At 44.4% G+C, this 14,741-nt stretch carries 11 protein-coding genes; 5 read left to right on the top strand and 6 right to left on the bottom strand.

From position 1 onward, the window contains the following. Positions 1-185 precede the first annotated feature (185 nt). The 4 genes from glnA to glnG all read left to right on the top strand — a co-directional run bounded on the left by glnA (position 186) and on the right by glnG (position 5,291). Entirely contained in the window at positions 186-1,595 is a 1,410-nt protein-coding gene (gene glnA / locus ACMAZD_RS00665; protein ID WP_102291910.1) for a glutamate--ammonia ligase, read from the top strand. A 379-nt stretch (positions 1,596-1,974) separates the two neighbouring features. Further along, on the top strand, positions 1,975-2,532 hold the full coding sequence (locus ACMAZD_RS00660; protein ID WP_435248177.1) for a DUF4124 domain-containing protein: 558 nt from the start codon (positions 1,975-1,977) through the stop codon (positions 2,530-2,532). Between the two features lie 168 nt (positions 2,533-2,700). After that, entirely contained in the window at positions 2,701-3,777 is a 1,077-nt protein-coding gene (glnL, locus tag ACMAZD_RS00655) for a nitrogen regulation protein NR(II) (protein WP_435248176.1), read from the top strand. Between the two features lie 110 nt (positions 3,778-3,887). Next, positions 3,888-5,291, top strand: coding sequence for a nitrogen regulation protein NR(I) (gene glnG / locus ACMAZD_RS00650; protein WP_435248175.1), 1,404 nt, complete (start codon positions 3,888-3,890; stop codon positions 5,289-5,291). Positions 5,292-5,428: 137 nt separating this feature from the next. Here glnG and hemN read toward each other — a convergent pair whose 3' ends face one another. From hemN to ACMAZD_RS00625, 5 genes are all read right to left on the bottom strand, one after another. Next, positions 5,429-6,820, bottom strand: coding sequence for an oxygen-independent coproporphyrinogen III oxidase (gene hemN / locus ACMAZD_RS00645; RefSeq protein WP_435248174.1), 1,392 nt, complete (start codon positions 6,818-6,820; stop codon positions 5,429-5,431). A gap of 298 nt (positions 6,821-7,118) precedes the next feature. Further along, positions 7,119-7,607, bottom strand: a complete 489-nt coding sequence (locus tag ACMAZD_RS00640; RefSeq protein WP_435248173.1) for a DUF2489 domain-containing protein — start codon at positions 7,605-7,607, stop codon at positions 7,119-7,121. Between the two features lie 6 nt (positions 7,608-7,613). Next, positions 7,614-8,174 carry a Der GTPase-activating protein YihI gene (gene yihI / locus ACMAZD_RS00635; protein WP_435248172.1) on the bottom strand — a complete coding sequence of 187 codons (561 nt, stop codon included), beginning with the start codon at positions 8,172-8,174 and terminating at the stop codon, positions 7,614-7,616. Further along, positions 8,174-8,812: a class I SAM-dependent methyltransferase gene (locus ACMAZD_RS00630; protein WP_435248171.1), complete on the bottom strand. Its 639-nt coding sequence runs from the start codon at positions 8,810-8,812 to the stop codon at positions 8,174-8,176. Before ACMAZD_RS00630 ends, yihI begins: the two co-directional genes overlap by 1 nt. Before the next feature lie 557 nt (positions 8,813-9,369). Further along, positions 9,370-9,987: a c-type cytochrome gene (locus ACMAZD_RS00625; protein ID WP_435248170.1), complete on the bottom strand. Its 618-nt coding sequence runs from the start codon at positions 9,985-9,987 to the stop codon at positions 9,370-9,372. Between the two features lie 148 nt (positions 9,988-10,135). Between ACMAZD_RS00625 and yihA the strand changes: the two genes are divergently transcribed. Next, the gene (yihA, locus tag ACMAZD_RS00620) at positions 10,136-10,795 is read left to right on the top strand and encodes a ribosome biogenesis GTP-binding protein YihA/YsxC (RefSeq protein WP_102437857.1); all 660 of its coding nucleotides are present in this window, start codon (positions 10,136-10,138) and stop codon (positions 10,793-10,795) included. Between the two features lie 807 nt (positions 10,796-11,602). On the opposite strand, the gene polA is transcribed toward yihA, so the two are convergent. Further along, positions 11,603-14,416 carry a DNA polymerase I gene (gene polA, locus ACMAZD_RS00615; protein WP_435248169.1) on the bottom strand — a complete coding sequence of 938 codons (2,814 nt, stop codon included), beginning with the start codon at positions 14,414-14,416 and terminating at the stop codon, positions 11,603-11,605. Between the last annotated feature and the right edge of the window lie 325 nt (positions 14,417-14,741).

Raw genomic sequence — 14,741 nt, 5'->3', positions numbered from 1 at the left:
TGCAAAACTCGAATGTAAACGCAAACAAAAACAAATAAGCAATTGAAATTAATGGAATAATTTTTTTGGCACGCTTTTGGCATCAGACAAATCAGCATCGATTAACGCACATACAGACATTAATCAATGCTGGTTTCAACCGAATCGAGCTAATACCGAATTAATAACACTGGAGGTTATCCAAGATGTCAGTAGAAAATGTACTATCCCTGATCCAAGAGAACGAAGTTAAATTCATCGACTTACGTTTTACTGATACAAAAGGTAAAGAGCAGCATATCTCTATTCCTTCTCACCAAGTTGACGCTGACTTCTTTGAAGAAGGTAAAATGTTCGACGGCTCTTCAGTAGCAGGTTGGAAAGGCATTAATGAATCTGACATGGTAATGATGCCTGACGCATCATCTGCAGTTCTTGACCCATTCACAGAAGACGCAACACTAAACATCCGTTGTGATATTCTTGAGCCTGCAACAATGCAAGGCTACGACCGTGACCCTCGCTCAATCGCTAAACGTTCTGAAGAATACCTACGCTCTACTGGTATCGCAGATACAGTTCTAGTCGGTCCTGAGCCAGAATTCTTCCTATTTGATGATGTTAAATTCTCAAATGACATGTCGGGTTCTTTCTTCAAGATTGATGACGTAGAAGCAGCTTGGAACACAGGTTCTGACATCGAAGGCGGTAACAAAGGTCACCGTCCTGGCGTTAAAGGCGGTTACTTCCCAGTAGCTCCTGTAGATTCTTCTCAAGACATCCGTTCTGCAATGTGCCTAGTAATGGAAGAAATGGGTCTAGTTGTTGAAGCTCACCACCACGAAGTCGCTACTGCGGGTCAAAACGAAATCGCAACTCGCTTCAACACGCTAACAACAAAAGCTGATGAGACTCAAATCTACAAGTACGTTGTACACAATGTTGCTCACGCCTTTGGTAAAACAGCGACATTCATGCCTAAGCCACTAGTTGGTGATAACGGTTCTGGTATGCACGTTCACCAATCTCTAGCAAAAGACGGCGTTAACCTGTTTGCTGGTGATAAGTACGGCGGCCTATCTGAAATGGCGCTTTACTACATCGGTGGTGTAATCAAACACGCTCGTGCAATCAACGCATTTGCTAACCCATCAACAAACTCGTACAAGCGTCTTGTACCTGGTTTTGAAGCTCCGGTAATGCTTGCTTACTCAGCACGTAACCGTTCTGCTTCCATCCGTATTCCAGTAGTACCAAGCCCGAAAGCACGTCGTATCGAGCTACGTTTTGGTGACCCAGCAGCTAACCCATACCTATGCTACTCAGCAATGCTGATGGCTGGCCTTGACGGTATCAAGAACAAGATCCACCCAGGCGAAGCTATGGATAAAGATCTATACGACCTTCCAGCAGAAGAAGCGGCTGAAATCCCAACAGTTGCGGAATCTCTAGAAGTAGCGCTTAAAGCTCTAGACGACGATCGTGAGTTCCTAACCGCTGGCGGCGTATTCTCTGACGATTTCATTGATTCTTACATCACACTGAAATCTGACGATGTACAACGCGTGAACATGGCGACACACCCACTTGAGTTTGAACTGTACTACTCAGTTTAATTTTTAGTCGGTCTTCTTACTGCAATAAGTAAGAAACTCTAGAAAAAGATTAGGCTCGCCTCGCAGGTGGGCCTTTTTTCTATTCTCCCTACCTCTCCTTCCTCGTACCATATTCGATACCAATCGTAGTAAACAACTGCTCACCCTAGCTTGTTAAAACACTCGATAACGTCGTTAGAATTTTTGATTGTAGAATAACTACTTATCGAAAAATCCTGTCTCGTTATCAAGCCTTTTTCCTGCGCTATTTTGAACATTAACTTACTGTGAGTGGTATTAAACAAAAGCCCTCAGAGGCTGTTGCTATAAACACAATAAAATCAATAACAAAACCAACGCCAAACGTGAAAACACCTTACGGTGAAAAGAGGCTAACGATATGAAAAACATACTGTTCCTAATCGGGTTAACAGTCGCATTCTCATGCTCTGCTCAAACGGTATATACCTGGGTAGACGAAGATGGCGTACTCCACTTTAGTGATACGCCGACCGATCAAGGTGCTAAGTCACTTCGCCTGCCAGATGTACAAGCATCAGCGCCAGCCCCTAGATTTGAGGCCTCAACTCCCATTGACGTTGCAACTTCAACAACAACACCTGCTCAAGCTCAGACACAAACTGAAACCATAGAACGCGAGGCACCGGCTCAGTTTACACTCACCATGCTGACGCCCATTCATGAGCAAACCATTCGTAGTAACCGTGGCTCAATCCCCATTCAAATCGAGCTCAACCGAAAGCTAGGTATTGGTGAGCAGTTGCAATTAATGCTCGATGGCCGCCGTTATGGTGCTCCGCAAACCCAGCCAACTTGGGAATTGAAAGGCATCGATCGAGGCACTCACACCATTGCAATTCAAGCATATAGAAGCGGCAAGCTTATTGCATCTACTAGTCCAGTCACCGTGTATTTACATCGAGCGACGCTCAAGTAGGCCAATGTGTTAAAAAAGACTGAATTACCTCTTCTTTTCACCTAATCGAAGCAGCTTTCAGCGACTCGAATGAATTATCTTTAGCTTCTGGTTGATATGCGCCATACTTGAACTTAGCTACGCACCAATTTGGTGCAGTGAGAAAAACACCAGTTCAAGGACGAAATAGTGAATCGATCAGCCCAAAGCGACAGCATAGATACACATCATCTTTCCAACGCCATTCTCGACAATATGGTGACCGCGACCTTGATGCTCGATGAGCAATTGTATGTCCGATACGCCAACCCGGCGGCTGAACAACTCTTTTCCCAAAGCGCGCGACGCATCGTCGATCACCCATTGAGCCAACTTATCCAACATGCCTCATTAGATTTGGCGCTTCTGACGCAACCGCTACAAAGTGGCCAGAGCATTACCGACAGTGACGTTACCTTCGTTGTTGATAACCGCCCACTGATGCTTGAAGTCACGGTTAGCCCAATCTCTTGGCAACGAGAAACGCTGTTATTGGTTGAGATGCGCAAGATAGACCAGCAAAGACGCCTCAGCCAAGAGCTTAACCAACACGCACAACAACAAGCAGCTAAGCTGTTGGTGCGCGGGTTAGCACATGAGATTAAGAACCCACTCGGTGGCTTAAGAGGTGCGGCGCAGCTGCTTGGTAAAATGCTTCCAGATCAATCTCTTAATGAGTACACACAGATAATTATTGAACAAGCCGATCGCTTGAGAGCCTTGGTCGACCGTCTTCTTGGCCCACAAAAGCCGGGCAAAAAAACCGAAGAGAACCTTCATCAAATTTTAGAAAAAGTTAGGCAATTAGTAGAGCTTGAAACGGGCTCAACACTCGCTATCGAAAGAGATTACGACCCCAGCCTGCCAGCAATAGTGATGGACTCAGCTCAAGTAGAACAAGCGATGCTCAATATCGTGAGTAACGCTGCACAGATTTTAAAGGCGCAAGAGTCCGGAAAAATCACCATTCGCACCAGAACGGTGCATCAGGCCAATATCCATGGCAAGCGACACAAACTCGCTGCTCGCATTGAGATCAGCGATAACGGTCCGGGCATTCCCGATGAGTTAAAAGACACCCTCTTTTACCCAATGGTAAGTGGGCGCGAGGGTGGCACTGGCTTAGGGCTATCGATATCTCAAAACCTGATCGATCAGCACAACGGGAAAATAGACGTTGAAAGCTGGCCAGGTAACACCACATTCACGATTTATTTGCCGATATAAGCGAAGCCTTGATTCCCACTGGAAACAACGTTTCATCGGCAACAACGAATACCGAACAATAAAAACAACAATGATTATCACAATAGATTTGGCTGCAAAGGAATTGAATTATGAGTAAGGGATACGTTTGGGTCGTCGATGACGACAGTTCTATACGCTGGGTCGTAGAAAAGACACTGTCATCTGCGGATATTAAGTGTGAAACATTTTCTGACGCAGAGAGCGTGCTGCTGGCGCTTGAACGCGAAACGCCAGACGTATTGGTGTCGGACATTCGCATGCCCGGCATTGACGGGATTGAGCTGTTACACCAAGTTCACCAGCGCTCTCCAGATCTGCCAGTGATCATTATGACGGCGCACTCCGATCTTGATGCTGCGGTGAATGCTTATCAGAAAGGGGCTTTTGAGTATCTGCCAAAGCCGTTTGATATCGATGAGACGCTTACTTTAGTAGAGCGAGCAATCGCACACAGTCAAGAACAGAAGCGTGAACAAGCCAGCGAAGTGGTCGAAGAGACCAACGCACCCGAAATCATCGGCGAATCGCCCGCAATGCAGGAGGTTTTCCGCGCCATTGGCCGTTTATCTCGTTCGTCCATTTCTGTTTTGATTAATGGTGAGTCCGGAACGGGTAAAGAGTTAGTCGCACACGCCTTACATCGCCACAGCCCGAGAGCAAAGAAGCCATTCATTGCCCTCAACATGGCAGCAATCCCTAAAGACTTAATCGAATCCGAACTGTTTGGCCACGAGAAAGGTGCCTTTACCGGAGCCAACAGTGTTCGCCAAGGACGTTTTGAGCAGGCTAACGGCGGCACCCTGTTTTTGGATGAGATCGGGGATATGCCACTCGATATTCAAACCCGCTTGCTACGTGTCTTGTCGGATGGCCAATTTTATCGAGTGGGCGGTCACTCTGCGGTTAAGGTTGATGTACGTATCGTCGCGGCTACCCACCAAGATTTAGAGCGACTGGTGCATGAGGGGGGGTTCCGTGAAGACCTTTTCCATCGACTGAATGTGATTCGAATCCATATTCCTGCGCTGCGTGAACGTAAGCAAGATATTGAGAAACTGACTCATCACTTCTTAGCCTCTGCCGCCGAAGAGCTCGGTGTAGAAGTAAAAACACTGCACCCAGAAACGATCCTAAAGCTCAATCAACTGAATTGGCCAGGGAACGTGCGCCAGCTGGAAAATATTTGTCGTTGGCTCACTGTGATGGCCAGCGGTAGCGAAATATTACCTTCAGACCTGCCTCCTGAGTTATTGGAAGAGAAAGTGGTGACCACTTCAGGCTCTGGTGATAACTGGCAGCAACTGCTGGCTAATTGGGCAAAGTGTGCGCTTGATTCAGGAGAAAAGGAGCTGCTGACTTATGCGCTACCAGAGTTTGAACGTATACTGCTAGAGGCTGCACTCAACCATACCAATGGTCATAAACAAGATGCTGCCAAGGTTTTAGGTTGGGGAAGAAATACTCTAACTCGTAAACTAAAAGAACTGTACTAAATCTTATACGATCTCACCTACGCTGAGCATAATCGCAAAAAAGATTACGTAATCCATCTCCAATTTAATTGAAATTAATGCAAAAATGCCAGCACGATGCTGGCATTATTTTTATGTTTCTATTCTCAATCAAGCGATTAGATCACGCGAGAGAATTGTTGTTGGCGAGCCTTAGCACGCAAGTATTTATCGAAACACATACAGATGTTACGAATCAACAAACGGCCACGCAGCGTCACGCGGATTTCTTTGTCGTCGACTTCAACCAACTCATCGTTAACGAAGGTTTGCAGTAGCACTAAATCTTCTTTGAAGTAACGATTAAAGTTAACCGAGAACTCAGATTCGATCATTGTTTTATTAAGCTTGAAGTTACAGATAAGCTGTTTGATCACTTCACGACGTAGAAGGTCGTCACTGTCTAGAGCAACCCCTTTCCAAAGAGCATGGCGTAGGTCGTTAACCTGTGCGTAGTACTTCTTCAGCTCTTTTTGGTTTTGTGCGTAAGCATCACCGACCATTGAGATAGCTGAAACACCAAAGCCCACTAAGTCAGCTTCACCTTGGGTCGTATAGCCTTGGAAGTTACGATGCAGAATACCTTCACGCTGTGCGACGGCTAGCTCATCTTCTGGTAAAGCAAAGTGATCCATACCAATAAACTGGTAGCCCGCACCCGTTAAAGTCTCAATGGTATCTTGTAGGATAGCCATCTTCTCTTTCGGTTCAGGTAGGTCTTCATCTTTAATCTTACGCTGCGCAGCAAACAGTTGCGGCATGTGCGCATAGTTAAACACCGATAAACGACCCGGTTTCATCTCAAGTACTTGCTTTAATGTTTCAGCAAATAGCGCTTGAGTCTGCTTTGGTAGACCGTAGATCAAGTCTAGGTTGGTTGAACGGAAACCCAGCTCTTTGGCACGTTGAACCATCGCGATGATGAACTCTTCATCTTGCTCACGGTTAACCAGCTTTTGCACTTCTTTGTTGAAGTCTTGAACACCAATACTCAGGCGGTTAAAGCCTTCGCTACGCAGGTGATCAAGGACATCTAATTCGATTTCACGTGGGTCAACTTCAATACTGATTTCAGCATCAGCCGTAAAGTTAAACTCGTCACGTAGGATAAGCATCAAACGGGTAATTTGAGCTTTAGTTAAGAATGTTGGCGTACCACCACCGAAGTGAAGTTGAGTCACTTCGCGGCCATTCAGTAAAGAAGCACGCTGACGAATCTCATGTTCGATCACATCCAAGTACTCATCGGCTTTATGCGAATGACGAGTAATGACCTTGTTACAACCACAGTAGTAACAAAGCTTGTGACAGAATGGGATATGTACGTAAAGAGAGAGAGGACGCTCTGGGTACTGAGTACACGCCATGTCGTAATCAGCGACGGTAAACGCTTCATGAAACTCCAACGCAGTTGGGTATGAAGTGTAACGAGGTCCCGAATAGTTATACTTGTTTAAGATTTCTTGATCCCAAACGATTTGCTGATTCGTTGTTACTGGCTTGCTCGACATAGCGGTAATTCCAATTTAGATCCGCGAGAACCTAAGGTCTCTCAAATCATTTTACATACATTAAAATATAGACGGGTTATTTTGCCACACGACTTGTAAGGACGTTTCAAGACAAAATCTTTTTTTCAGATAAAAACTCAGAACTGCTAGCTTGATCACTAACAATGCACCGAAATAAAAAGGTGCAAAAGGTAAGAAGGCTCATTTAACACTCTCTATAAAGATAAGGTGTATTAAGAACAATGTGTCTTAAGGACGCCGTGTATTAAACAAGCCTCTATATTAAAAGTCTCAGTGACTAGATCATCTGAATGTTGATTTGATTGTTGAGAGGCTTAACCTTCTCCTGCAACCTTTTCAAATCTTCGATAACCGCATCATTCAAGCGAGTCTCTGCCTTGTGGCGTGTGAGATTCTGCTGCATGCGTTCTTTCTTGGTCAGTTCCTGCCTTCCGTCTCCGCGCGCCATATCTTTAACGATATGGTACAGCTCAGAAAGAGCAGGATATTCAGAATCAAAATCGACGCGCTCATCACCCTGAACATTATCCATAATGATACACACTCGGATACTGATCTCAGGCAAATCACACTGGCCTTGAATACCCGCTAAACACAAGGTATTTACGTTGTCGTAAATTGTTGCGTTACGTTTTTCAATGGCAAGTGCTTGATGCTGCTTTTGCAACTCCGTCTGCTTCTTCACTTGAAGTAGAAGGTAACCTGCATAAGAGCCCAAGCCGAGAATGATCATTCCACCAGCAATTGCTAATAAGGTTACATTCATTTCGTCTTAACCTTTAAAGCTGTCTAAATCGATATCTTCGAATTGAGACAACAAGTCTTCGTCAGAGCTTGCTTTCTTCTTCTTAGCGACAACAGGTGCTTCTTCGAAGATCTCTTCTTCATCGTCTTCTGGCTCTAGCAGACCTAGACGGCCCATTAGGTGTTCAATACGATCAAGTTTTTCATCAACGAACTTCTGTAGACCAGCACCTAGGTTTTCACCATTTTCGATACGATCTAACAATGTGTTCAGTTGAGCATCATTCTCAAGCATCTCTAACTCTTGTTCGTTAGATAGCTTACGCTCTTGTTTTGTCGGCTTCTTAGCAGGTTCAACAATCAGCGGAATTTTTTTCTTGCTGCCTAAACGAGGATCACGATCTTGTGCAGCTTTACGCTGTCTCGCTTCGCTACCATCTGAGTGACGGCTGCCAAATTTAAGACCTTTGCGCTTTTTAACACGCTTGCGTTCGCGACCTTCAACATCAGATTCACTACGGTTTCTTGTTACCATAGGTTCAGGAGCGCCAAGTGCTCCCGGCTTTCTTGATTTCTTACTACGACCCATTACTGCACTTTCCTCAGTAAAATTACATCACTTCCAAAAAATTCTAGTTCGAGCTTATCCCGCTCGGCCAAAAACTGGAATGTTTGACGACTAAAGAAGACGACATGTGTCGGGTCATTCTTATAGTGCCAACCAGCAAACGCATCTACGTCTATTACTAGCTTAGTCATAAGACCAATCCAGCCCTTGGGTTTAACTAAATTCAACCATTGCTGCCACACTTTGTCTGGGTGATAAAGGTGCTCTATCACTTCGGTAGCAGTCATAAAGTCATACGTTTTCTCCAACACAGAAGTCTCTGGATGGTAATAAATATCGTACAACTCCATGGTGTGTCCGGCTTCTTCTAACATAATAGATAGCGTAGGGCCTGGGCCACAACCAAAATCCAACCCTTGTGAGTTAGATGAAATTTTGTCTGTTAAGGGATCCGCGATGCGAGATAAAAAGCGGCGGTAGCCCGCATCATTAGGATCGTTCTCATGGAGATCATAGTGTGCTTTTTCTTCTTTTGCTTCTAACCTTTGTTCAGGTTTAACAAATACCAGTTCACATTGCTGACATTGTAGATACGCTCTACGTTTGTCTTCAAAATAGTGATTCACGCCTTGGTGATGGCATAAGGGACAAGTATACATAGCACATCCTTAAACAGGGATGCGAAACATACCAGAAACTGAGTTTATAGTGGAGGGGTATTGGGTGTTTTTTCATCAAATCAATAAAAAAAGCGATAGGAAAACCTATCGCTCTCTAAATCTGCCTATATCGGCCAAAATTTGTATACTCAACTTAGTACACAAATCTCCATTTGTTATTGGTGCTTTCCATGCCAAATTTATTTGTTGTTCATCGTCCTGATGAGTTTTGGCTATCCTTTTCTAACACCTTGTTGCTGGGCTGTCCTAGCCTGATCCGTTTCTGTCTATACCGTTAGACTAGATGACCATCCATATCTAAATCAGCTCCTAGCTGATGGCGGTTACTTTACCGTGTTACAAAAAGACTACAAGAGTGCGACGTCACACTTTCGTACACAAATCGATCACACATTGATAAATTAGACATGAAATGAAAACGCATAAATAAAATCAATACAAAAGAAAACACCCCAACCATTGCTGATTGGGGTGTCTCTTCAATTTTGCTCGAACGTACATTTCGTTGTTCTGGCTAAGAACAAGAAACCGACATATTAGTGTAAACCACCAACGTACTTCGATAAGGTTTCAATATCTGCGTCTGTCAACTTTTTAGCTACATCACGCATCATCGCATTCATGTCGTTACCACGGTTGCCATCACGAAATTTCTCAAGCTGAGCTTTGATGTAATCTGCGTGTTGACCAGAAATCTTAGGAAAACCAGAAAGCTCGGTACCATTACCACGAGGACCGTGACAAGCAGTACACGCCGTTACGCCACGTTCTGCGTTGCCCGCTGTGTACAGAATCTTGCCTTCGTCTACTACGTTTTCAGGTGTAGAGTTGTTCGAAATAGGCAGAGATGCATAGTATGCCGCTAGGTCAGCCATATCTTCTTCAGATAAAGGCATCGCCATACCACTCATTACAGGGTCATAACGACCTTGCTTATCACCACTCGTCATACCTAGTTTCAGATCTTTTAACTGCTTCTCTAGGTACTTCTTATGTTGGCCAGCCAACTTAGGGTACTGAGTGATCAGACTGTTGCCGTCAGCACCATGGCAGGCAACACATGTTTGTGATTTGGCTTTACCAGCTTCAATATTACCTTGAGCCCATACTGAGCAGCTGGCTAAAAGACTCAAAATTAGCGCTAATTTCTTCATGACATTCCATTATAATTATCAAGCTTCCAGTACCACTCTATGTTGCCACTCATGGTACAATAGGCGACCTTATGCCGAGCACGGTTATTTTACACAAATTCACAAAAAAGTAATCAATCGACTACACAAAGTCGAGATGGAGTTAACAGTGAGCGTAAAAATTCATTATCAAAACACGCATTTCATTACCAGTGCACCTGATATTCGTCATTTACCAGAAGACGAAGGGATCGAAATTGCGTTTGCAGGACGCTCCAATGCTGGTAAATCTAGCGCACTAAACCGCGTTACCAACCAAAAAAGCTTGGCGAAAACCAGTAAAACCCCAGGCCGAACTCAGCTAATTAACCTATTTAAGGTTACCGACGGCTGTCATATTGTCGATTTGCCTGGATATGGCTTCGCTCAAGTACCGCTTGAGATGAAGAAAAAATGGCAGAAGTCGCTAGGTGAATACCTACAGCGACGCGAAAGCCTAAAAGGTTTAGTGGTATTGATGGATATCCGTCACCCAATGAAGGACCTTGACCAACAAATGATCTACTGGGCTATTGATAGCCGTATCCCAGTGCAGGTTTTGTTAACAAAAGCAGACAAACTGAAGAGTGGCGCGCGTAAAGCACAGCTACTGAAAATCCGTAACGATGCGAAATCTTTCGGTGGTGATGTTGCGGTTGATGTCTTCTCTTCAATGAAGGGCATCGGCGTTGACCAACTGCGTGCCAAGATGGATGAGTGGTTTGCTCCGGTCTTTGCCGATCACATCATTGATGAGTTAGCTGACGAAGAGCAAAACGACTCAGAGTAGTTCCTCTATATAACTCTTTCTCTATAATTAAAGGGTAAAGCACTGACAACCATTGATTTAGCCTTATCCATACCCTGCCTTATATAGGTGGGGTATTTTTTTGCCCAAAAATTAGTGGGCTAAACCCAAGTCTTGATCATTTCAGACAAGATTAATCAGTTAGAAGCGAGAGAAGTGAACCAGACTAAAAGACAACCTTTAACAAACTGAACAGTGAGAAAGGAATACTCATGTGGAAAAAATCCTTGGCGGCCATCGCGCTTATATTGAGCATTCACCCAATCAATACACTGATAAGTAAGACGTAAGTGATCAATCCATTATGAGTAACTTGTAAAATAAAAGTTATTTCCAAGAATAAAACAATCCACTTAAAGACGGATTTAAATCACCAATTGCTGATCAAATTCCAGATTTAAGACAAATCAAGTGATAGAGAGAAAGTTTCGAGAAGAAGAGAAAAGGTACTAAAAAGAAGCAGATTAACGAGGGAATTATAGGTTGGAAATATTTTTCTTTCGCACAAGAAAAAACGCCCCAGCCAAATGCTGGCTGGGGCGGCTGAATCAGCCTAATCCAATAACGTGAAACAAAAGGTCTGAAAGATAGAACATCTTACCTCTGTACCCTACGAGATTTAATGTACAACAATCGCTCAGAAATGAAAACAATTTTTGTAGTTTTTTTTCATTAATGTTTTATTAAAACACCCAAACCCTTTCTACGACTCAACTTTATTTTAGACAAAAAAAAGCCAGTGTTTGTGCACTGGCTCATACTAATTTAATCAATAAGGTCGAAAACTGATTAGTGGGCTTGATCCCAGTTGTCACCATGGCCTGCTTCCGCGACTAACGGTACTTCTAGATCAGCGGCAGACTCCATCAATTGTTGTACTTTACTTTCAATTTCGGCTAAAGCTGACTCTTGAACTTCAAATACCAATTCATCGTGTACTTGCATCAATAGCTTCACACGACCATCGCCTTCTGCTTGAATCCACTCATCCACTAACAACATCGCTTTCTTGATGATGTCCGCCGCCGTACCTTGCATTGGCGCATTGATCGCCGCACGTTCAGCGGCTTTACGACGCATGCCATTACGAGATTGGATTTCAGGAAGATGCAAACGACGACCGTAAATGGTTTCAACGAAGCCTTGCTCTGAAGCAGCGCTGCGAGTGTCTTCCATGTACTGCATAACGCCAGGGTAGCGTTCGAAGTAAGTATCCATATAGTGCTGCGCTTCACCACGAGGAATGCCCAGCTGCTTAGCCAAACCAAAGGCACTCATGCCGTAGATAAGACCAAAGTTAACCGCCTTAGCACGACGACGTTGTTCAGTGGTCACACTCTCAATATCAACGCCAATGATCTCTGCAGCGGTTGCCGCGTGGATATCTTTGCCTTGTTGGAAGGCTTCCAGTAACGCTTTATCACCCGATAGGTGCGCCATGATACGCAATTCAATTTGAGAGTAATCGACCGCTAAGATCTTCCAACCATGTTGTGCAACGAATGCTTGGCGGATACGACGACCTTCTTCATTACGAATTGGGATGTTCTGTAGGTTTGGATCGGTCGAAGACAAACGGCCCGTCGCGGTCACTGCTTGATGATAGGACGTATGAACACGACCCGTCTCAGCGTTGATCATCTTCGGCAGTTTATCGGTGTAAGTCGACTTCAGTTTAGCCAAGCCGCGATACTCAATGATCAACTTAGGCAATGGGTAGTCCAACGCTAACTCTTGCAACACTTCTTCGTTAGTCGAAGCGGCACCAGAAGGCGTTTTCTTAATAACAGGCAGACCCATCTTTTCGAACAAGATCGCTTGCAGCTGTTTTGGCGAGTTCATGTTGAACTCTTGCTCTGCAATCTCGTAAGCTTTCTGTTCTAGCTCATCAAGACGAACCGCAATCTCTTGCGATTGAGCGCCCAACAACATGTCGTCGATGAATACACCGGTGCGCTCAATTCGAGACATCACAGGAATCAGCGGCACCTCGATCTCTTCATAGATCGATTTTAGCTTTTCATCTTTCTCGATGTTTTCCATCAGGCGGTTATGAAGACGTAAAGTCACGTCAGCATCTTCAGCAGCATATGGAGAAGCCTCACCCAGCTCAATCTGGTTGAAAGTCAGTTGCTTCTTACCTTTACCTGCAATTTGCTCAAATGAGATACAGCTGTGTTGTAGGAAACGCAGCGCTAGGCTGTCCATGTCATGTTTGCCACCTACGCTATTAAAAACGTATGACGCCAACATGGTATCGAACTTAATGCCTTTCATCTCGATACCGTAGCGCGCTAGCACACTCATATCGTACTTCAGGTTTTGACCCACTTTTGCTTGTGCGTCATCTTCTAGAATCGGTTTCAGCTGTTCAAGCACCCAATTGCGATCCAACTGTTGTGGTGCGTCTAAGTAATCATGAGCGACAGGCACGTAAGCGGCTACGCCTTCTTCGGTTGCGAATGATAAACCCACAAGGTTAGCAACCATGTAATCTAGGCTGTCAGTCTCGGTATCAAAAGCAAACACGTCTGCGGCTTTGAGTTTATCTAACCAAACATTGAATGACGCTTCATCTAGAATCGTTTCGTAGTTACTACGGTCAATCGTCACTGCAGAGGTATTCATTTCTACAGTAGAAGTGGTTGATGCTGTGCTGCTGCGTACCGAGCCAGCTCCCGCTGTGGCAGATTTCTCATCGGCTTCAACCACGCCACTGCCACCTTCAAGTAACTCGTTCAGCCACGATTTAAAGACCAACTGGCCGTATAGCTTAATGAGTTCATCAGTATTGGGTTGTGCTTTAACAAGAGAGTCTGGCGTGTCTTCTAATTCAACATCGAGTTTAATCGTCGCAAGTTCGTAAGACATGTCAGCATTGGCTTTATTATCAGCCAGCTTTTTAGCCATCGTCTTCGAACCACGGAAACCAAGCGCCGCAATATCATCAAGGTTTTGATACAGCTTTTCGATGCTACCAATACCTTGCAGTAAGGCTGTAGCTGTCTTATCACCCACACCCGGAACACCTGGGATGTTATCGACTTTATCGCCCATTAGAGCAAGATAATCGATGATCAACTCAGGTGGGATACCAAACTTCTCGATAACGCCTTCACGATCCATCACCACATTAGTCATGGTATTGATCAAAGTAACGTTCTCATCAACCAGTTGGGCCATATCTTTATCGCCAGTACTGATTAGAACAGGCATGCCCATCGCGGAAGCTTGAGAAGCTAGCGTACCAATCACGTCATCGGCTTCTACCCCAGGGATAGAGATAAGCGGTAGACCCATTGCACGAATTACGTTATGCAGTGGCTCGATCTGACAACGAAGATCATCAGGCATCGGTGGACGGTTTGCTTTGTACTCTGGGTACATATCATCACGGAACGTTTTCCCTTTCGCATCAAAAATAACCGCAATACGATCAGAAGCAAATTGACGCATCATGCTGCGCAGCATGTTAACCACGCCATAAACAGCATTGGTTGGGATATCACCATTACTCATGGTGCCAGGGTAAGCATGGAACGCGCGATATAGGTAAGAAGAGCCATCGATCAGGATCAATGGATTATCAGGAATACGAGCCATAATGTTTGTGTATCCAGTAAGTACAGAAATAATCTGTTAAGGATGCCACGTCTGCTAATTGGATTCTACGTTGTCGATCCTTATCCGTTGACTCGATTGTGTTCGTTGTAATCAATTTATTGTTATTTTTTGTTCCGCGACAAGGCTCTTCTGTGGATAACTCTGTTTATATTATTTATCCACCCTGTTAAGAACTCGACTAAGCCAAGCAAAAAACAAGCATAAGCACATGAAAATAAAGAACTAATTTACAGATCGAACATATGATCAACGATCTTTTCTCGATCTTGGATTGTGGAAAAGAATGCTGATGGCGTTTTATTCA

The organism is Vibrio sp. nBUS_14, assembly GCF_051201655.1.
In the GTDB taxonomy this organism is placed as follows: Bacteria; Pseudomonadota; Gammaproteobacteria; order Enterobacterales; family Vibrionaceae; genus Vibrio.
Note: the sequence above shows the minus strand (reverse complement) of the source record. Positions and strands in the feature narration are given on the sequence as shown.

Bases quoted from the DNA above. Each gene is read 5' to 3' on its own strand.
- yihI (WP_435248172.1), bottom strand. From the start codon at position 8,174: ATGGGTCGTAGTAAGAAATCAAGAAAGCCGGGAGCACTTGGCGCTCCT.
- ACMAZD_RS00625 (WP_435248170.1), bottom strand. From the start codon at position 9,987: ATGAAGAAATTAGCGCTAATTTTGAGTCTTTTAGCCAGCTGCTCAGTA.
- ACMAZD_RS00660 (WP_435248177.1), top strand. From the start codon at position 1,975: ATGAAAAACATACTGTTCCTAATCGGGTTAACAGTCGCATTCTCATGC.
- polA (WP_435248169.1), bottom strand. From the start codon at position 14,416: ATGGCTCGTATTCCTGATAATCCATTGATCCTGATCGATGGCTCTTCT.
- hemN (WP_435248174.1), bottom strand. From the start codon at position 6,820: ATGTCGAGCAAGCCAGTAACAACGAATCAGCAAATCGTTTGGGATCAA.
- glnG (WP_435248175.1), top strand. From the start codon at position 3,888: ATGAGTAAGGGATACGTTTGGGTCGTCGATGACGACAGTTCTATACGC.
- glnA (WP_102291910.1), top strand. From the start codon at position 186: ATGTCAGTAGAAAATGTACTATCCCTGATCCAAGAGAACGAAGTTAAA.
- ACMAZD_RS00640 (WP_435248173.1), bottom strand. From the start codon at position 7,607: ATGAATGTAACCTTATTAGCAATTGCTGGTGGAATGATCATTCTCGGC.
- ACMAZD_RS00630 (WP_435248171.1), bottom strand. From the start codon at position 8,812: ATGTATACTTGTCCCTTATGCCATCACCAAGGCGTGAATCACTATTTT.